The sequence below is a fragment of the bacterium genome, from assembly GCA_017744355.1.
In the GTDB taxonomy this organism is placed as follows: Bacteria; Cyanobacteriota; Sericytochromatia; order S15B-MN24; family UBA4093; genus JAGIBK01.
In genome coordinates, this window is sequence record JAGIBK010000004.1 from 72,782 (window position 1) to 90,996 (window position 18,215).

Below are 18,215 nucleotides of genomic sequence, written 5' to 3' on the forward strand. Positions count from 1 at the left end.
AGTCCCTTAGGCTCCTGACTAGCGCGCCATCGCCTGGCTCATGGAGCCTGCGGGGGCCGCGCCGATCATGCGGATCAGATCCTCGGGGCGCGAGGTCTTCGAGATGGCGTCCTCGTAAGAGACCAGACGGTTGGTATAGAGGTCCTTGAGGCAGTTCTCGAGGGTCTGCATCCCGAACTTCTGGCCGGTCTGGATCGCCGAGTAGATCTGGGCGGTCTTGCCCTCGCGGATCAGGTTGGCGACCGCGGGGGTGTTGATCATGACCTCGAGGGCCATCACGCGGCCGCGGCCCCGACCGTCCGAACCCAGCTTGGGCACGAGGGTCTGCGAGAGGACGCCCACCAAGCTGTTCGAGATCTGGACGCGGATCTGCTGCTGCTGGTGCGGCGGGAAGACGTCGACCACGCGGTCCACCGTCTGCATGGCGCTCGAGGTGTGAAGGGTGCCGAAGACCAGGTGGCCCGTCTCGGCCGCGGTCATGGCGAGGCGGATGGTCTCCAGGTCGCGCAACTCACCCACCAGGATGACGTCGGGGTCTTCGCGCAGGGCCGCCTTGAGGGCGTTGTCGAAGCTCTTGGTGTCCGCGCCCAGCTCGCGCTGGTTGACCAGGCTCATCTTTGGCGGGTGGACGTACTCGATGGGGTCCTCGATGGTGAGGATGTGCTCGGCGCGGGTCTGGTTGATGTTGTCGATCATCGCCGCAAGCGTCGTGGACTTACCCGAGCCGGTGGGGCCCGTCACGAGGATGAGGCCGCGGGGCTTGTGGGTCAGCTCGCGGACGATGGGCGGCAGGCCCAGGTCCTCGAAGCGGGGGATCTTGGTCGAGATGGTACGCAGGACCGCCGCGTAGGCGCCCTTGGAACGGAAGGCGTTGACGCGGAAGCGCCCCAGGCCGACCACGCCGTACGAGCAGTCCAGCTCCATGGTCTGCTCGAGGTTCTTGCGCTGCTCGTTGGAGAGGATCGAGAAGATCAGGCGCTGGGTGTCCTCGGGGGTGAGGGGATCGTAGTCGGTGCGGACCAGCTTGCCGTTGATGCGGATGATGGGCGGCACCCCTGCCGAGATGTGCAGGTCCGACCCATCCCGGTCGAAGACCAGTTGCAGCAGCTCTTCCATGTACATAGGCCGGTCTCCTTATGAATCACCCGCAGGCGCTACGCGCTTTGCGCTACACTTCCAACAACGTTCCGCAGCCGGGGCAGCCCTTCCAGCCCTCCTCCACGCGCTGATGACACTTGGGGCAGACTTTCTTGAGATCGATCTGGCAGAAGGGACACTTCATGAACTCGTCGCCGATGGGGTTGCGGCAACCGGGGCAGAGCTTCTCCTCGCCCTCGCCCGAGAAGGTCACGCGGATGACCTCTTCGAGCGACGTGTGGCCGTCGGCCACCAGCTTGAGCGAGTAGTCCTTGAGGGTGGTCATGCCCGACTGCTTGGCCGCGTAGCGGATGAGGCCCGTGCTCGCGCCGCGGCTGATCAGATCCCGCAGCTCGTCGTTCATCTTCATGATCTCGTAGACGCCCATGCGTCCCGAGTAGCCCTTGGAGCACTCGTTGCAGCCCACCGCCTTGTAGAAGGTCGGCAAGTTGTTTTCGTCGTAGCGATAGCCCACGTAATCCAGTTCGCGGATCTCGGGGGTATAGGGCTGCTTGCACTTGCTGCACAGCTTGCGGACCAGGCGCTGGGCCACGACCCCGATGGTCGCGGCCGAGACCATGAAGCCCTCGACGCCCATCTCGTGCAGGCGCATGATGGCGCCCGGCGCGTCGTTGGTGTGGAGCGAGGTGAAGACCAGGTGGCCGGTCAGCGCCGACTCGATGGCGATCTTGGCCACTTCCAGGTCGCGGGTCTCACCGATCAGCATGATGTCCGGGTCCTGGCGCAGGAAGGCCTTGAGGACGCGGGCGAAGGTGTAACCGATCTCGGGGCGGACCTGGACCTGGTTGATGCCCGGAGCGTCGTACTCGATGGGATCCTCGGCGGTGACGATGTTGACGTCGGCGGTGTTGCGCTCGTTGAGGATCGAGTAGAGGGTCGTGGACTTACCCGAGCCGGTGGGGCCGGTCACGAAGATGATGCCGAAGGGACGCGCGGACATCTCGCGGATGACGGCCAGGTCCTCGGGGTAGATGAACAGCTTCTCCAGGCCGAGGGTGGTACTCGTCTTGTCGAGGATGCGCATGCAGATCTTCTCGCCGAACTTGCCAGGCAAGCTCGAGACGCGGAAGTCCCAGTCGCGGCCCTTGAAGCGGACGCGAATGCGGCCGTCCTGGGGCAGGCGCTTCTCGGAGATGTCCAGGTTCGCCATGATCTTGAAGCGGCTGACCAGTGCCGGCAGGAACTTCTTGGGAATGGTCGTCTGCCGGTGCAGCATGCCATCGATGCGGTAGCGGACCTGGACCTCGTTCTCCCACGGCTCCACGTGGATATCCGAGACCTTCTTGGAGCTACCGATGGCGTTGGTGAGGATCGAGTTGGTGAGCTTGATGATCGGCGACTCTTCGGCCTGCCGCTCCAGCTCGATGGCCCGGGTGTTCTCCTCCTTCTGCTCGACGATCTCGAGGTCGTCGTCGCTGGAGGCGATCTCGCCCAGGACCGAGGAGATGTCCATGACGGGGCCCGTGTCCACGTCGGGGACGTTGGTGGCGCTCTGCTGGTCCATGAACCAGAAGAACTCGTCTTCGGTGATTACCACCGGCTGCACCGCGACGCCCTTGACCGTGAAGCGCACGTCGTCGATGGCGATCAGGTTGGTGGGATCGACCATCGCGAGCGTCAGGCGGTTGTTGGCCAGCGAGACCGGGATGATCTGGTGCTGGCGCTGGAGGTTCTCGGGGATGAGCTTGAGGACCTCGGTCGGGATCTTGGTCTTGCGCAGGTTGATGTAGCGCAAGCCATACTGAAGCTCGAGGGCGTCCTTGATCGAGGCCTCGGTGATGTAGCCCTGCTTGATCAGGATGAGGCCCAGGCTCTCCTTGCTCTGCTTCTGGATATCGACCGCAGTCTTGAGCTGGGCGTCGGTGATGAGATTCGCGTTGAGCAGAATCTCCCCAAGTTTCATCTTGACGATGGCCACGATGCACACCTCCTAGGCAGGTCGTTCAGGCGGGAAGGCCCGCGACAGACCGTTAAATCTTGTCGGCGACTCCCGCGATGACCGAGAGCACGCCCGTCAGGTCGAGCCCCATCAACGACTGGGACATGACCACGAGCACCCCGACCTCGAGCGAGATGAGCAGTACCACGCCACCCTCGGTGTCCAGGATGACCTGGCGCGAGGCCCCGAGCTTCATCTTCTTGCACTGCACGTCCAGGTTGGTCAGCATCGAACTCGAGATGGCGCCGATCAGCTCCTTGTCGAAGTTCTGCGGCAGGGTGCTCGAGATGACGAGGCCGTCGCGGCCCACGATCAGGCTGCCCGCGACGCCCTGACAGGCGTCGATCTGGCCCAGGATCGAGTCGAGGTCCGCGCCCTTGGCGTTCGAGATGATCTTGGTGGTCGTGTAGAGGCCGGTGCCGCGCTTCTCGGCGTTGTCGATGATGCGCTTCAGCGTGTTCTGGTCGACCAGCAGCTTACCGATCGAGACCAGGCCGTCCTGCTGAGGGGGCTGCTGGGCGGCGGGAGCCTGCGGGGCCGGCGCCGGGGGCGCGGGTTGAGCGAAAGCGGGTGCCGGCACAGGCTCCGCGAAAGGAGGCGGCGAGGGCTCGGCGAAAGGCGGAGGCGCCATGGGGCTCGCCACCGGCTGCGGGGGCGCAGCCTGAGGCACCGGAGCCTGCGGGACGGGAGCAGCAGGAGCGCCGCCGACCTCGAAGCTGTCGAAGAGCGAATCGAGGGCGTCGTCTACCCCGTCCGGGCCGAAGAGGGAGTTGCCCTGGGCAGGGGCCGGGGTGGGCTCGGGCGCCTGGGCGACCGGCTGCGGCGGCACGGGGGGCACGCGCCGCTCGGCCTGCGCGGGGGCAGGCGGAGGGGTCGGCGTCCCGAAGTCCATACCCGCGAAGAGGTCGTCGTCCAAAGAACCGAGCAGGTCTGCCGCATCGTCTTCAGGCGGCGGTGCCTGGACCTTGGGCTTCTTGGCGAGCGAGGCGCCCTTCTTGGAGACGGGAGTCCCGCCCTTCTTGCCACCTGCGACCGGTTTCTTCTTCCCGCCCTGGTCCTTCTTAGCGCCGAAGCCGGCGAACAGGCCGCCGAGAAAGCCCTTCTTCTCAGGTTTCTTCGAGGATTTCCGGTCAGCCATGTTGGTTCAACGCACTCCTATTCAGGGCAGCAGCCTTCCCTATGATACCCTGAAGGCTGTCAAAAAAATCCCCCACAGGGCCTTACCTATCCCGGACAGCCGCCCCGAAGGCCTCCTCGGCCGACTGGACGATCCCCCGGTGGATCGGCTCGATCTCGTCGTCGCTCAGCGTGCGCTCCGCCACCCGGTAGCGCAGACGCAGGCCGAGGCTGACCTTGCCTTCGGGGACCTGGGGCCCCTGGTAGCGGTCGAAGACTTCGACCGACTCGAGGACGCCGCCGGCCATGGAGCGGACCTGGGAGACGACCGAGGCCGCGGGCAGGTCCTGGGGGACCACCAGCGCCAGATCGCGCAGGATCGCCGGGTAGCGACCGAAGACCGCGTAAGGGCGAGGCTCCGTGGAGACGAGGGCCTCCAGGGCATCGAGCGAGAGGGTAGCCAGCGCCGCGCGAGCGCCGACCGGCAGGTCGTAGGCCGCAGCGACTTCGGGGTGGATCTCGCCGACGATGCCGACGAAGCGATCGCCGAGCGACAGACGCGCCGCGCGGCCCGGGTGCAGGACCGGCTCGTCCTGGGTTGCCTCGGCCGTAAGGCCCGCGAGCCCGAGCGCCGAGAAAAGGCGCTCGACGATGCCCTTGGCCCAGAAGAAGTCAGCCGTGAGGGCCTCGGGGGCGTGCTTCCAGACGCCGGTCGCCTGCTCGCCCGTCACCAGGAAGGAGAGCCAGCGGGGCTCTTCGACGCGCCCGTCGGGCTGCATGTGGTAGGTCCGGCCGATCTCGTAGTAGGCCCCGTGGGAGCGGCCCTGGTAGTGGTTGAAGCGCGCGACTTCGAGCAGGCCGGGCTCCATCCGGGTGCGGAGCAGGGCCATGTCGGCCAGGGGATTGGCCAGCACGACGCCCTCGGCAGTAGGAGCCTTGGCGAGCGCGAGGGCCGCCTCGTTGGTCAGCGAAGGGGTGACGACCTCGCTGAGGCCTGCGCCCTCGACGATCTCGCGCACGCGGCGCACGAGCGCCTCGCGGGGGCCGATGGTCCCGATGGCGTCCAGGGGCATGAGGGTCGAGGGGATGCGGTCGTAGCCCATCAGGCGCGCGACCTCCTCGATCAGGTCGATCTCGCGGGTCACGTCGTGACGGCGCCAGCCGGGGATCCGGACCTGCATGGGGTCCTCGCCGGTGACGACGAAACCGATGGCCTCGAACTTCGAACGGATCTCGGCCGCCTCGAAGCCGGTGCCGAGCACGCGGGCGATACGCGAGGGACGCAGCTCCACGACCAGGGGCTCGGGGTAGCCGGGCTGGACCGTCACGTCGACGGCCGGCATGACCGCCGTGCCGCCCGCCACCTGGGCGAGCAACTCGGCTGCGCGAGCGAGGGCATGCAGAGTCCCTTCGGGATTGACCCCGCGCTCGAAGCGGTAGGAGCTCTCCGACGAGAGGCCGAGACGCTTACCAGTCTTGCGGATGCTCGAAGGCTCGAAGTAGGCCGATTCGAGGACGATCGCGGTGGTCGCGTCGGTGACCTGGGAGTGAGCGCCGCCCATGACCCCGGCGATCGCCTGAGGGCCTACTTCATCGGCGATCACGAGCATGGCGGCATCCAGCTTGCGGGTCTGGCCGTCGAGGGTAACGATCTCCTCGCCGTCGCGGGCGCGGCGGGGGGTGAGGGTGCCCTCGGAGATCTTGGCGCGGTCGAAGGCGTGCAGGGGCTGGCCGAGCTCCAGGAGGACGTAGTTGGTCACGTCCACCACGTTCGAGATGGCGCGAACCCCGGCGAGCTCCAGGCGCTGCTTGAGCCAATCGGGAGAGGGGCCGACCTTGAGGCCTTCAACGACCAGGGCCGCGTAGCGGGGGCAGAGATCGGCCGCTTCGAGCGTCACCTTGACAGTCGAGGCGCCCTCGGTGGTCACGGGCTTGGGGGCGGGCAGCTTCAGCTTGCCGAGGCCCGCAGCGGCGAGCTCGCGCGCCACGCCCAGCACCGACAGGGCGTCGGGGCGGTTGGCGAGGACGGCGACCTCGATGACGGTGTCGCCCACTTCGAGGGCGGTCGCAGCGGCCATGCCCACCGGGGTGCCCACGGGGAAGACGTAGACGCCCTCGGATTCCTCGGCGAGGCCGAGCTCCACGAGCGAGCAGTACATGCCGAAGCTCTCGACGCCGCGCAGCTTGGAAGCCTTGATCTCGAGCCCGTTGGGGAGGTTGGCGCCGATCTGGGCGACGGGGATGACGTCGCCGACCTGGACGTTCTGGGCGCCGGTCACGATCTGGAGCGGCTCGGCCGCGCCGATGTCCGTCTTGCAGATCCGCAGGCGGTCGGCGTTGGGGTGCTGCTCGGTTGCCACGATCTTGCCGGTGATGACGTGCTCGAAGCCGGGCGCCACGCGCTCGACGCCCTCGACCTCGAGGCCGGCGGCGGTCAGGGCCTGCGCGATCGCCTCGAGATCGCGCACGGGCGCCTCGAAGTAGTCATTCATCCAGTTCAACGGAATACGCATCTCACAACTCCAACGTCAAATCGGGCCGGGCTCACCCCCTCGGTGGGTCGGGGGTGGGGGGATTCAATCAAGTTCCTTAGAACTGCTCGAGGAACCGCGCGTGGTTCTCCCAGTACAGGCGGATGTCCGGGATCCCGTGCTTCAGCATGGCGATGCGCTCGGCGCCGAAGCCGAAGGCGAAGCCCGTGTAGCGCTCGGGGTCGATGTTGACCGCCGTCAGCACGTTCGGGTCCACCATGCCGCAGCCGCCGATCTCGAGCCAGCCGGTCTGCGAGCAGAGGCGGCAGCCCTCGCCGCTGCACAGGATGCACTCCACGTCGTACTCGGCGGAAGGCTCGGTGAAGGGGAAGAAGCTCGGGCGGAAGCGAATCTTGCGATCGGGCCCGAACAGCTCGCGCATGGCCGCCGTCAGGGTGCCCTTGAGGTCGGCGAAGGTCGTACGCTCGTCCACCACCAGCCCCTCGATCTGGTGGAAGATCGGGTAGTGGCGGCCGGTCACCGCATCGCGGCGGTAGACGCGGCCGGGCATCAAGTAGCGCAGCGGGGGCTGGGAGTTCTCCATGACCCGGATCTGCACGCTCGAGGTGTGGGTGCGCAGCAGGCGCCCCGCGGCCTCGTCGCCGCCCAAGTAGAAGGTGTCCTGCATCTCGCGGGCGGGGTGATCCGCCGGCGTGTTGAGGGCGGTGAAGTTGTGCCAGTCGTCCTCGACCTCGGGCCCCTCGGCCACGCCGAAGCCCAGGCGCGCGAACACGTCCACGATCTGGTCCAGGGTCTGGGTGAGGGGATGGCGCTTGCCCATGGGCAGGCTGCGGCCCGGAAGGGTGACGTCCACGCGCTCGGCGACGAGGCGCTCGGCGAGGGCTTCGCGCTCGGCGGCCGCCAGGCGCTCCTGGTAGCGGGCCTCGATCTCGCCCTTGATCCGGTTCACGCCCTGGCCGAAGGCCTTGCGCTCGGAGGGCTCGACCTTGGGGATCTCGCGCATGAGCATGTTGAGCTCGCCGCGCTCGCGCCCGAAGTAGCGCTGGTACCAGGCCTCGAGGTCGGCCAGGCCGCTGGCGGCCTCGAGGGCGCTCAAGGCGTCCTGCTGGATGGTATCGAGAGACGTCAGGTTCATGTCTTGCCTCTAAGATCACGTGTGTACGCGAAGGGCCCGGCAGCCGAAGCCGACCGGACCCCTCGTATCCACTCCGAATAGACGAGCGATGGGGATCGCTAGTCGATCGAGAAGGGGAGCAACGCGATCTCGCGCGACACCTTGATGGCGTCGGTGAGGGCGCGCTGATGCTTGGCGCAGTTGCCGGTCACGCGGCGGGGCAGAATCTTGCCACGCTCGGTGAGGAACTTGCGCAGGCGCATCACGTCCTTGTAATCGACGAACGTGGCCTTGTCGACGCAGAAGCCGCAAACTTTGCGACGCTTCATGCGACCGCCACCACGCTTGGCACCAAATGCCATGGTTACCTCCTGCTAGAAGGGAATCTCATCCGTGTCACCGAACGCCGGGGCATCTTCGAAGTCCGGGAAGGCCTCGGGCTCAGCTTGAGCCGGGGCGCCGACCGGGCCCGAAATCGTGTGGACATGCTGGGCTTCGACCTCGACGACCTTCTTGCGTTGGCCGTCTTGCTCGTAGCTCCGCGTCCTAAGGGCGCCTTCAACCGAAACGACATGGTCCTTCTTGATCGTCGAGTTGACGGTCTCGGCCAGGGTCCGCCACGTCACGACCTTGATGTAATCGGTAACATCGTAGGTCGACCCCTCGCGGGGCGGCCGCTTGACGGCGACCGTGAACTGGGTGGTGGGGATGCCGTTAGGGGTCATGCGCATCTCGGGATTGCGCACCACGTTGCCGACGAGGGTGATGTGATTGATTCCCATCGGTGCTTCTCCTACTGAAAGGGTAAGCCGTCCTCGGCTACGCCTCGGCGCGAACGACGATGTGACGGATCACGTCTTCGTTCAGCTTGAACATGCGCTCCAGCTCAACGAGCGACGTGGTGTCGGCGTTGAAGTTGGACAGCACGTAGAAGCCGTCGCGATGGTCCTTGACCTCGTAGGCCAGGCGCTTGCGACCGCGCTTCTCGGTCTTCTCGACCGAGCCGCCGTTCTTGGTGATGTGATCGGTGACCTTGGCGATCACCGCATCCACGGCTTCCTCTTCGAGCTGAGGACGCAGGATGTACATAGTCTCATATGCACGCTGCATAATGGTTTTCACCTCCCTCTGGGCTAATCGGCCCCCCGCACCTTGCGAGGAGCAGGGAAGAAAAGGCTGCGAAATACTCGTTTTAAGCAACCTTTAGTACAGTCTTAACAGACTGAGAGTCAATCGTACCATGGCCCGAAGGCCGTGGCAAGCCACGATGCGGGCTTTAAGCCTTCTTGGACTTGCGAGGCCACTGGATCGACGAGATGAGCGCGACGATCTGGTCCACCTTCCCCATGGCCGAGGCCGCGATGTCCTTGTAGTGGAGGGATTTGGAGGTCGCGAGGATCGAAACGGCCAGGGGCAAGAGCTGGTCGACGATGGGAATCCCGCTCGCGAAGGGGATGAGGGAGGCCGCCATGCCAACGGCTGTGGCCTTGATGGCCTCTTGGCGGTTGAAGGCCTCGCCGCGGTGAGTCAGCCAGTAGATCGACAGGCCCTTGGCCGCGCCGATGGCCATCTCGATGGCGATGGGGATGACGAAGGCCGGCAGGGCGTCGATCTCGACGGTCTGCATGACCTTGTCGAGGGGCAGCTCCAGATCGTAATCCTTGGAGGTGATGCGGACCGTGCCCTTGCGCGGCGCCTTGCTGAAGTCGTAGACGGTCGGCGCCATGAGCTGGTAGTGGAGGGTGACCACGTCGCCCTTGACCACCACCGGGCCCTCGAAGCGCACCTGCACCTTCTGGGCGAACTCGCGCGCGAGGCGCTCGGACTTGGCGCTCTGAGCCTCGCTCAGGGCGTCGGTGCCGCCAGCGAGCGGCGAGCCGGTCGGCGAGAGGCCACAGCCGGAAAGAGAAGGGAGAACCAGGGCGCCCACCAGGAACAAGCTGAGGGGGGTGCGCATGCGGGAGCATCTCCTTGAGCATTAAGAACGGAAAATTTAGGTTAATTATTGGCGCGAAAACCTTAAAGCTTCTTATCTCAAGGAAAAATTCAGATTAACCTAAGGTTAATCAAATGACTGGAAAAGGATCAGCCCTGCAAGGAGGCGGTCGCGGGCATGGCCTCGATGCGGCCTGCCGCCCCGATCCCTTCCAGGATCGCGACGAGTTGCTGGGCCTGCTCGTGGGAGAGGTTGCGCTTCATGACGAAGGGCAGGCGCTGGAGGGCGAGGGCGAGCTTCTCTTCGGGGATCGAGAAGCGCTCGGCCATCTGGGCGAGGATCGCCGCCTGGGCCTCGGGGGAGGCGCCGGCGCTGACGAGTGCTACCTGGTAGCGATCGCGCGCAGGCGCAGCCGCCGAGACGGTGGCGGTGGCCTCAGCGACCCCGCTGGCGCGGCGCGAAGCCGCCTCAGCCGCAGCGAGGGCTGCCGTCGAGACCTGCTGGCGCGTGCCCTGGCCGAGGTCCGCAGTGGGTGAAACGGCGACGCGCTTCTCCTTGGGGATCTTTCTGAGCACCTCGTCGATGGCAGCCTTGATCGTCTTGGCGGTTCGGGCCGAGCCCATCGAAGGATAGAAGAGGACCAGGTGCTTCTCGCCCAGGTCATCCTGGTAGTCGATCACGACCCAGCGCTTCTTGCTCTGCACGAACTCGAGGAAGGCCTTGACCAGCGGGTTCTTGTGGGTTGCAGCCTTGGGAAGCTGGACCGTCGTCAGACGCTTGGAGCGCAAGAGCTTCAGGGGCTCGATGGTCACCCGCCGGATACGCGCCAGCTGGAGCTTGGCGCGGTTGTTCTGGTTGCGGAAGAGCAGGTTCTTCTCGTGGATGTCCAGGGATCCGTACTCGACCTTGCCCTTGAGGGTCCAGCCGGGATGGCCGCCGTGGTACTCCAGCTGATAGGCGTCGAGCAGGCGATTGTTGGTGCCCTGCTCCTCGTCGATCTTGCTCTCGATTTTGCGGGTCAGGTCGTTGACCTTGAGCTTCAGCTTCTTTTCGTACTGGACGAGGTACTTGTACGCGACCGCGAAGATGCCGAAGCCCAAGAGGCCGCCGCCGAGCACGTGCCCCCAGGCGATCGAGCCGTCGTACTGGTCGCCCATCATCATCCCTTGATAGGCGCAGAAGCAGACCAAGGCCGCCCCGGCCAGATTGGCCATGGGCAGCCTTGCAGCGAGGCGCTGTAATGCCTTTGCCTGTTTCCGCTTGGTGACGCTCAAGGGGGCGAATCCTCAAGATATAGACAACAAGAGGATTATACCCCACGCCCAAGCGCTTGGCATGGGCGTGGGGCCGATCCTAAACCTGTCGACTAGTGGGCGCCCGCGGGAACGGGGCCCGCCACCTCTTCGACCAGACGTTCGACCGCATGCGCGAGCTTGTCGAGCGCGGGCTTGTCGGCGGCCTCCAGGTAGACCCGGATGATGGGCTCGGTGCCCGAGGGACGCGCAAGCACCCAGCTACCGTCCTCGAGCATCAGCTTGACGCCGTCCTTGCGCGAGGAGTCGGTGACCGAAAGGCCCGCGATCGCCTTGGGGGTCTCTTCGAGGAAGAGCTTGAGGACCGCAGCCTTGGCCTCCTCGGTCAGGTGCAGGTCGAGGCGGCGGTTGGCGGGATTCCAGCCCACCTCGGCCACCAGCTCGGCCCAGATTTGCTTGAGGGGCTTGCCCTCGGTGGCCATCATGTCGGCCACCAGCAGGTTGGCGAGGATGCCGTCCTTCTCGGGGATGTGGCCGAGCACCGACAGGCCGCCCGACTCCTCGCCGCCGATGAGGACCGACTCCTCGCGCATCTTCTCGCCGACCCACTTGAAGCCGACCGGGGTCTCGCGGATCTCGACGCCGTAGTGGGAGGCCAGGCGATCGAGCAGGTGGGTGGTCGCCACGGTCCGGACCACCACGCCTTTCTGCTTGCGGTTCTTGATCAGGTGGCGCATCAAGAGGGCGATCACCTGGTTGGGCGTGTAGAAGGTGCCCTCGCTGTCCACTACCCCGAAGCGATCCGCGTCGCCGTCGGTGGCAAGGCCCAGGTCGTAGCCGCCCTTGACCGTCTGGATCAGCTCGCCGAGCTGGCTCACCGCCGGCTCGGGCATGCCGCCCCCGAAGAGGGGATCCCGGTTGCCGTGCAGCAGCTTCACCTTGCAGCCGTACTCTTCGAGCAGGGCGTCCAGGTAGCCGCGGCCGGTGCTGTAGAGGGCGTCGTAGACGACCGAGAGCTTGGCCTGCTTCATGGCCTCGCCCGGCACCAGCTTGCGGATCCAAGCCATGTAGCCCGGCATGGGGTCGAAGGTCTCGCCGACCTTGCGAGCCTTGGGGAACTCTGCGTTCGTCTTCAGGTAGTGGTTGACCCGCGCGACGATCTTGTCGGTGATGTCCTTGGTGGCAGGCCCCGCGTAGTCGGGGATGTACTTGATGCCGCAGTACTGGGGCGGGTTGTGGCTCGCCGTCAGCATGACCGCACCGGCCGAGTCGAGCTCCTTGGCCGCGAAGGCGATGACCGGGGTCGGCACGTCGCGCTCCGAGAGCAGGGTCTTGAGGCCCCGCGCCTGGAGGATCGCCACCACGGTCTCCGCGAACTCACGGGCGAGGAAGCGGGTGTCGTAGCCGACCAGCACGGGGCGGTCGGCCGCGTAGGCCTCCTGAACGTAGTCGGCGATCGCCGAGGCGACGATCCGGACGTTGCCGAAGGTGAAGCCGTCCGCGATCAGGTCGCGCCAGCCGTCGGTCCCGAAGGTGATGGTGTTAGACAAGGGTGGATTCCTCCTTACCGGCCGCCATGACGCGGATGACCTGGGCGTATTCCTCGATGAGCCGCTCGGCCTCGATGGCGGAGCGCCCGTCGGCGTACAGGTGAATCGTGGGCTCGACCGGGTCGGGCAGCACCAGGGCCCAGCCCTGGTTGGCGTAGACCTTGACCCCGTCGATCAGCTCGATGGTCTTGTCCTTGCCCTGCTCCACCAGCACGCGCATGACGGTGCCCTTGTGCTCCCAAGCGCAGGCGACCTGCTCGTGGAGGTGGTGGAAGTCGGGCATGTCAGCCTGGATCGCGGAGAGGGACTTGCCGGACTCGGCGAGCGCCTCGCAGATCTTGGCGACGGTGAGCATCCCGTCGAAGCCGGGGTGCATGGTCGGGAAGATGAAGCTGCCCTCGGTGCCGGCGAAGAGCACGCCTTCCTTCTTGGCGACCTCCATCATGGCGCGGGGGTTGGCCTTGGTGCGGACGATCTTCGAGCCGAAGCGCTCGGCGATCCGGTCGTTGACGCTCGAAGCGGTCACGGGCAGGGCGATGGTCGCACCGGGATGCTGCGACAGGAAGAGCTGCGCGAGGGTCGCGGTCAGCTGATCGTCGCGCAGGATCCGGCCCCGGTCGTCCACCAGGGTGATCCGCTCGCCGTTGGCGTCGAGCTGGACCCCGAAGTCGGCCTTGAGGGCCGAGACGACCTCGGCGAGCTGCCGGGTGAGGTCGAGCTTCTCCTCGGCGCTCGGCAGCCGGGAGCGCAGGTGGGCGTTGAGGACCACCGTGTCGATGTCCAGCTCGCCGAGGATGCCGGGCAGCACCGGGTTGGCGATCGAGAAGGCGTAGTCGATGACGACCTTGAGCTTGCGATCGTGCAGCGCCTTGGTCGAGGGGATCTCGCGGCGGAAGCCCTGCTTGTAGTACTCGACCACGCGCGCGGGGAACGAGATGTCGCCGATATCGGAGAGCTCGACCCGGCGGAAGTCCTCCTTGAAGAAGTTGCCTTCGATCTTCTTCTCGGTGGCCTTCGAGATGTTCATCCCTTCCTTGTCCAGGAACTCGATCTGGACCACGTCGGGGTGGGTGGGCGAGATGCGGATGTGGACGCCGCCGTGGACGTTGAGGGTCGGGACCTGGTAGCGGGCGATGGGCAGGGCGGTGGTTTCAAGGTTCATGACGCTGATGCCCACGCTCATCAGACCCGAGATCAAAGCGCGGTTGATCATGCGGGCGGCCTGCGAGCCGTCGCGGCTGACCGTGACCGAGGTGCCCGCGGGCAGGGTCGCGCCGAAGGCAGCACCCAGCTTGACCGCGAACTCGGGGATGATCTCGATGTTGACCAGGCCCGTGACGCCCGAGGCGCCGAACAGGGTGCGCTGGGCGCTCGAACCCCAGATGAGGCTGCTGCTCACGGTCGCGCCGGTCTCGATGGTCTTGTTGGGCCACACCTTGACGTTGGGCTTGACCAAGGCACCCTCGCCCACGATGCAGTCGTTGGCGACGATGGCGCCTTCCTGCAGCTCGGCGCCGCGCTTGACGGCGGTGTTCTTGCCGATCACGCAGCCGCGCAGCTCGACGTTCTCGCCGACGTAGGCGTTGTTCCAGAGCACGGGGCGCTTGAGGCTCGCGTTCGGCTTGACGATCACGTTGTCGCCGATGACGGTGCCGGGGCTCAGGGTCACACCCTCGGTGATCTGGCTGTTGTTGCCGATGACCAGGGGCCCGTTGAGCTTGGCGCTCGGGTGGATGATGGTGCCTTCGCCGATGTAGATGCCGGGCTCACGCTCGGGGTAGGGCATGTCGATCTTGACCTTGCCCTCGAGGATGTCGTAGTGCGCTTCGCGGTAGGCCTGGAGGTTGCCCACATCCTCCCAGTAGCCGCTCGCGATGTAGCCGTACATGGGGTCGTTGCGGCGCAGCAAGAGGGGGAAGAGGTCCTTGGAGAAGTCCACTTCCTTCTCGGGCTCCAAGAGGCGCAGGACCTCGGGCTCGAGGATGTAGGTGCCGGTGTTGATGGTGTCGGAGAAGACCTCGCTGGAGCTGGGCTTCTCGAGGAAGCGCTGGATGCGGCCCTGCTCGTCGGTGATGACGACGCCGAACTCGAGCGGGTTCTCGACCCGGTGCAAGAGCAGGGTCGAGAGGGACTTCTTCTGCTTGTGGTAGGCGATCGCCGCCGTCAGGTCAATGTCCGTGAGGCTGTCACCCGAGATCACCAGGAAGGTGTCGTCCAGGTACTGCTCGATGGCCTTGACCGAACCCGCCGTGCCGAGGGGCATCTTCTCCTCGACGGAGTAGGTGATGTTGACCCCGAAGTCGCGGCCGTCCCCGAAGTAGTTCTGGATGACCTGCGGCAAGTAGTAGAGGGTGACGAGGATGTCGGTGATCCCATGCCGCTTGAGGAGGTTGATGATGTGCTCCGCCATGGGGCGGTTCAGCATCGGAACCATGGGCTTGGGAATGTCGCAGGTGAGCGGGCGCAGGCGGGTACCGGAACCGCCGGCCATCAGAACAGCCTTCATCGGGAACTCCTTACTCCATCGTAGGGCGTAACGCTGAGGGTGGCTTGTACGGGATTATGTCGAAAATCTTAACATAAGGGCCCGTGCCTGATAAAGGGGGAGAAAGCCTTTCCGAACAGGTGACTCCGGCCTCATGGGCCGGGGCGATCGCCGCCGCCGAGCTTGCGCCCTTCGCGCGACACGTTAACGAACTTAACGTTCGTTCGCCACCTGCTTTTTAAAAAAGGGGGCAGGCCGATGGCCTGCCCCCTTCTAGGGAGCTAGGCGACAGGCAGGGCGCGACCCGCCTGGTGCAGGACCCGCTCGTAGACGCCGGTGGTGGCGCGAGCGATGTTCTGCCAGTTGTAGACGTGCTCGACCTTGTGGAAGGCGTTCTGGCCCAGGTAATGAGCGTACTCGGGGTTCTTGAGGACCTCGAGGACACCCCAGGCGAGGGACTTGGCATCCCCGGGATAGGTGGTGATGCCAGTGCGGGTGTGGTCGACGATCTCGGCCAGGCCGCCGGTCTCGGCGACGACCGTGGGGAGCTTGGCGCCCATGCCCTCGAGGGCGACGATGCCGAAGGGCTCGTACAGCGAGGGGACCACGTCCACGTCGGCGACCCGGTACAGGCGCAGCAGCGCCGCGTCATCCACGTAGCCGGTGAAGAGGATCTTGTTCTTGATGCCGAGCGCGGCCGCGCGGGCCTTGATCTCGGGCAGGAAGCCACCCTTGCCGACGATCACGAACTTGGCGTCGCGGTACTGGGCAAGGATCTTGGGCGCAGCCTCGACCAGGACCTGGGCACCCTTCTCGGGCACCATGCGGCCGACGAAGAGGACGATCTTCTCGTGGTCCATGGCGAAGCGGCGACGGAACTCCAGGCCGTTCGGGAAGTCGAAGGCGAACTTGGAATAGTCGATCCCGTTGGGGATGATGTCAACCTTGTCGGCGGGCAGGGCGAAGTTGTGCTGGACCTCGCGGCGCATGTAGTCCGAGCAGACGATGACCCGGAAGGCTTCGTAGGTGAGCAGCCACTCCTGCTGGTTGATGTAGGACTGGATCTTGTTGTGGATGCCGTGGTTGCGGCCCGCCTCGGTGGCGTGGATGGTCGCCGTCATGGGCACCCCGAGGGACTGCTTCATGGTGATGGCGGCCTGACCGACCAGCCAGTCATGGGCGTGCACCATGTCGAAGGGCTGGTGCTGGTGCAGGCGGATGGCCTGCTGCAGCATCCCGATGTTCAGGTGCATGATCCAGGTAGTGAAGTCGGTGGTCTGGTCCTGCGAGGGCTGGTTCTTGACCCGGTGGATGTGAACGCCCTTGCGGTGCTCGTACTCGGCGGTGTTGGGGTGATCGGCCGTGATCACGTGGATCTCGTGACCCTGCGAGGCCAGGGCCTCGGAGATCTCCTCGACGTGACGGGCGATGCCGCCCACGATCCGGGGGGGGTATTCCCAGCTCAGCATGCAAATGCGCATCGGTTGGTCTCGTTCCCTTTCATGGATGATTGGACGGGGAGTGGTCGCTTGGGTTCTGGGTTTTTCTTTACAATACTAACAGTATAGGGCATCTCGCCGCACCGGCGCGGTCCGATGCAGGTGCGTGACGATGGCCTCGAGCGCATCCGACGCACCGAAGCCGCCGGACTTGGTGACGACGCGCAGGCCCGAGCCCACCAGCTGGCTGCAAGGGACGGCCGGCAGGACCTCCCCCACGATTTCGAGCTGCTCGCCTTCGAGGGCCGCGCAGACGTGAGCCGCGGTCTCCCCGCCCACCAGCACCAGGTTGGTCACCGCACCCTGGGCGACGACCCGGCTCACCAGGCGGCCCAGTAGCCCCGAGAGGTGATGGCCCAGCTGGAAGGGGGTCATGCCGACGTCCACCCCGAAGCCCTGATCCCGCCCGAGCTGCTCGTCGCTCTCGACGGTCGCAAGCACCACGTCGAGGCCCGCGAAGAGGCCTTGCAGGACCTGGCGCGCGAGGCCTTCGAGCTCCTCATCGCCCTTCAGGACCAGTTGCCGCACGTCCACCGGCACCCGGCGGGTCTGCGGGCCGAGGGCCTGGATCTGGGCGAGGCTCGTCGGGTTGGCGCTACCGCAGACCACCAGCACGGGCGGAGTCCTGCCGACGAGCGCCGGCCCCTGGGGCGAAGGCTGCGCGCCCAAAAGGGGCGCCTTGCCGCTGACCCGGCACAGGGCGGCGGCGAGGCCCGCCGAGCCCGCCGGCAGGATCATGAAGGGCAGGCGATGGATGGCCTGGGCGATCGCGTCCAAATCCTCGCGGCGCGTGGCGTCCACCGCCACCAGCCGCACCCCCTCGGCCTGCAGGCGCAACAGGTCGAAGGCGATCGCTTCCCACCCGCGCAGGACCGACGAGAGACCGATAAGCCCCGTCCTCTCGCCCGAAGCCGCCAAGAGAGCCGGCAGGTACGACGCCGTGACCGGGGCGAGCGGGTCGCGGGCATAGCTCGAAAGCTCCACCGGCACCCCGTCCACCAGCTGGTAGCCGCCCACCGTGAGGCGACCGGCCTCGGGGAAGGCGGGGACCACGACCGCGAGCTGAGCGCCGACGGCGCGGCGCATGGCGGCCGTCTCGACCCCCACGTTCCCGCGCAGGGTCGAATCCAGCTTCTTGTAGAAAGAGCCGCAGCCCGCCCCCAACAGGGCGTAGACCGCTTCGCGGGTGCGACTGGCCGCCTCGTTGGCCTCCAGGTGACGGGTCGCGGCGTTGACGCTCAGGACCCCGACCTCGGCGCCAGCCGCCAACTCGCGCCCGTCCGGGGCGAACGAAGGCAGCACCCGGGTGCGCAGCCCCGCCTGGTGGAACTGCAACCCCGTGTCGCTTGCACCGGTCAGGTCGTCGGCGACGACCCCGATGCGCCGGGCGGCGAGGTTCAGAACGGCAGCTCCGCTTCGGCGCCACCGCCGCCGAAGCCACCGGGGGCTCGGCCGCTTTCCTGGCGGCTGCCCAGCAGGCGCAGGTTGCTCGCCGCGATGATGGGCATCTCGTGCTTCTGACCCTGCTGATCGGTCCAGCGGCTGAACTCCAGGCGGCCCTCGATGCCGATCAGGCTCCCCTTGCGCACGTACTCGTTCGCGATCTCGGCCTGCTTGCCCCACAGCTCGATGCGGAACCAGTCGGTCGAGTCGACGCCCTCGGCACGCTTGAC

14 protein-coding genes are annotated in these 18,215 nt (G+C 66.2%); all 14 read right to left on the minus strand.

All coding sequences use genetic code 11. The features are described 5' to 3' along the window. Positions 1–18: 18 nt before the first annotated feature. Positions 19–1,122: a type IV pilus twitching motility protein PilT gene (locus J7643_11280; GenBank protein MBO9541161.1), complete on the minus strand. Its 1,104-nt coding sequence runs from the start codon at positions 1,120–1,122 to the stop codon at positions 19–21. Positions 1,123–1,168: 46 nt separating this feature from the next. Continuing rightward, positions 1,169–3,076: a Flp pilus assembly complex ATPase component TadA gene (tadA, locus tag J7643_11285; protein ID MBO9541162.1), complete on the minus strand. Its 1,908-nt coding sequence runs from the start codon at positions 3,074–3,076 to the stop codon at positions 1,169–1,171. Between the two features lie 52 nt (positions 3,077–3,128). Further along, the gene (locus J7643_11290) at positions 3,129–4,235 is read right to left on the minus strand and encodes a roadblock/LC7 domain-containing protein (protein ID MBO9541163.1); all 1,107 of its coding nucleotides are present in this window, start codon (positions 4,233–4,235) and stop codon (positions 3,129–3,131) included. A gap of 82 nt (positions 4,236–4,317) precedes the next feature. Beyond that, positions 4,318–6,726, minus strand: a complete 2,409-nt coding sequence (locus J7643_11295) for a phenylalanine--tRNA ligase subunit beta (GenBank protein ID MBO9541164.1) — start codon at positions 6,724–6,726, stop codon at positions 4,318–4,320. 76 nt (positions 6,727–6,802) lie between these two features. After that, positions 6,803–7,840: a phenylalanine--tRNA ligase subunit alpha gene (gene pheS, locus J7643_11300; GenBank protein MBO9541165.1), complete on the minus strand. Its 1,038-nt coding sequence runs from the start codon at positions 7,838–7,840 to the stop codon at positions 6,803–6,805. Between the two features lie 98 nt (positions 7,841–7,938). Next, on the minus strand, positions 7,939–8,181 hold the full coding sequence (locus J7643_11305) for a 30S ribosomal protein S18 (GenBank protein ID MBO9541166.1): 243 nt from the start codon (positions 8,179–8,181) through the stop codon (positions 7,939–7,941). A gap of 12 nt (positions 8,182–8,193) precedes the next feature. Beyond that, positions 8,194–8,601, minus strand: a complete 408-nt coding sequence (locus tag J7643_11310) for a single-stranded DNA-binding protein (GenBank protein MBO9541167.1) — start codon at positions 8,599–8,601, stop codon at positions 8,194–8,196. 37 nt (positions 8,602–8,638) lie between these two features. Then, positions 8,639–8,929 carry a 30S ribosomal protein S6 gene (locus tag J7643_11315; GenBank protein MBO9541168.1) on the minus strand — a complete coding sequence of 97 codons (291 nt, stop codon included), beginning with the start codon at positions 8,927–8,929 and terminating at the stop codon, positions 8,639–8,641. Positions 8,930–9,095: 166 nt separating this feature from the next. Further along, complete coding sequence (locus tag J7643_11320; GenBank protein MBO9541169.1) at positions 9,096–9,776, minus strand: hypothetical protein; 681 nt, start codon at positions 9,774–9,776, stop codon at positions 9,096–9,098. 128 nt (positions 9,777–9,904) lie between these two features. After that, positions 9,905–11,029, minus strand: coding sequence for a hypothetical protein (locus J7643_11325; protein MBO9541170.1), 1,125 nt, complete (start codon positions 11,027–11,029; stop codon positions 9,905–9,907). A gap of 92 nt (positions 11,030–11,121) precedes the next feature. Next, positions 11,122–12,558 carry a phosphoglucomutase/phosphomannomutase family protein gene (locus J7643_11330; protein MBO9541171.1) on the minus strand — a complete coding sequence of 479 codons (1,437 nt, stop codon included), beginning with the start codon at positions 12,556–12,558 and terminating at the stop codon, positions 11,122–11,124. Next, positions 12,551–15,064, minus strand: a complete 2,514-nt coding sequence (locus J7643_11335) for a mannose-1-phosphate guanyltransferase (GenBank protein MBO9541172.1) — start codon at positions 15,062–15,064, stop codon at positions 12,551–12,553. Before J7643_11335 ends, J7643_11330 begins: the two co-directional genes overlap by 8 nt. 260 nt (positions 15,065–15,324) lie before the next feature. After that, positions 15,325–16,524: a glycosyltransferase family 4 protein gene (locus tag J7643_11340; protein MBO9541173.1), complete on the minus strand. Its 1,200-nt coding sequence runs from the start codon at positions 16,522–16,524 to the stop codon at positions 15,325–15,327. Positions 16,525–16,599: 75 nt separating this feature from the next. Continuing rightward, positions 16,600–18,165, minus strand: coding sequence for a four-carbon acid sugar kinase family protein (locus tag J7643_11345; GenBank protein MBO9541174.1), 1,566 nt, complete (start codon positions 18,163–18,165; stop codon positions 16,600–16,602). Positions 18,166–18,215 lie beyond the last annotated feature (50 nt).

What these genes read in the sequence shown, in the direction of transcription:
- J7643_11280 (MBO9541161.1), bottom strand. Translation starts at nt 1,122, where the DNA reads ATGTACATGGAAGAGCTGCTGCAACTGGTCTTCGACCGGGATGGGTCG.
- J7643_11290 (MBO9541163.1), bottom strand. Translation starts at nt 4,235, where the DNA reads ATGGCTGACCGGAAATCCTCGAAGAAACCTGAGAAGAAGGGCTTTCTC.
- J7643_11295 (MBO9541164.1), bottom strand. Translation starts at nt 6,726, where the DNA reads ATGCGTATTCCGTTGAACTGGATGAATGACTACTTCGAGGCGCCCGTG.
- pheS (MBO9541165.1), bottom strand. Translation starts at nt 7,840, where the DNA reads ATGAACCTGACGTCTCTCGATACCATCCAGCAGGACGCCTTGAGCGCC.
- J7643_11305 (MBO9541166.1), bottom strand. Translation starts at nt 8,181, where the DNA reads ATGGCATTTGGTGCCAAGCGTGGTGGCGGTCGCATGAAGCGTCGCAAA.
- J7643_11310 (MBO9541167.1), bottom strand. Translation starts at nt 8,601, where the DNA reads ATGGGAATCAATCACATCACCCTCGTCGGCAACGTGGTGCGCAATCCC.
- J7643_11315 (MBO9541168.1), bottom strand. Translation starts at nt 8,929, where the DNA reads ATGCAGCGTGCATATGAGACTATGTACATCCTGCGTCCTCAGCTCGAA.
- J7643_11320 (MBO9541169.1), bottom strand. Translation starts at nt 9,776, where the DNA reads ATGCGCACCCCCCTCAGCTTGTTCCTGGTGGGCGCCCTGGTTCTCCCT.
- J7643_11335 (MBO9541172.1), bottom strand. Translation starts at nt 15,064, where the DNA reads ATGAAGGCTGTTCTGATGGCCGGCGGTTCCGGTACCCGCCTGCGCCCG.
- J7643_11340 (MBO9541173.1), bottom strand. Translation starts at nt 16,524, where the DNA reads ATGCGCATTTGCATGCTGAGCTGGGAATACCCCCCCCGGATCGTGGGC.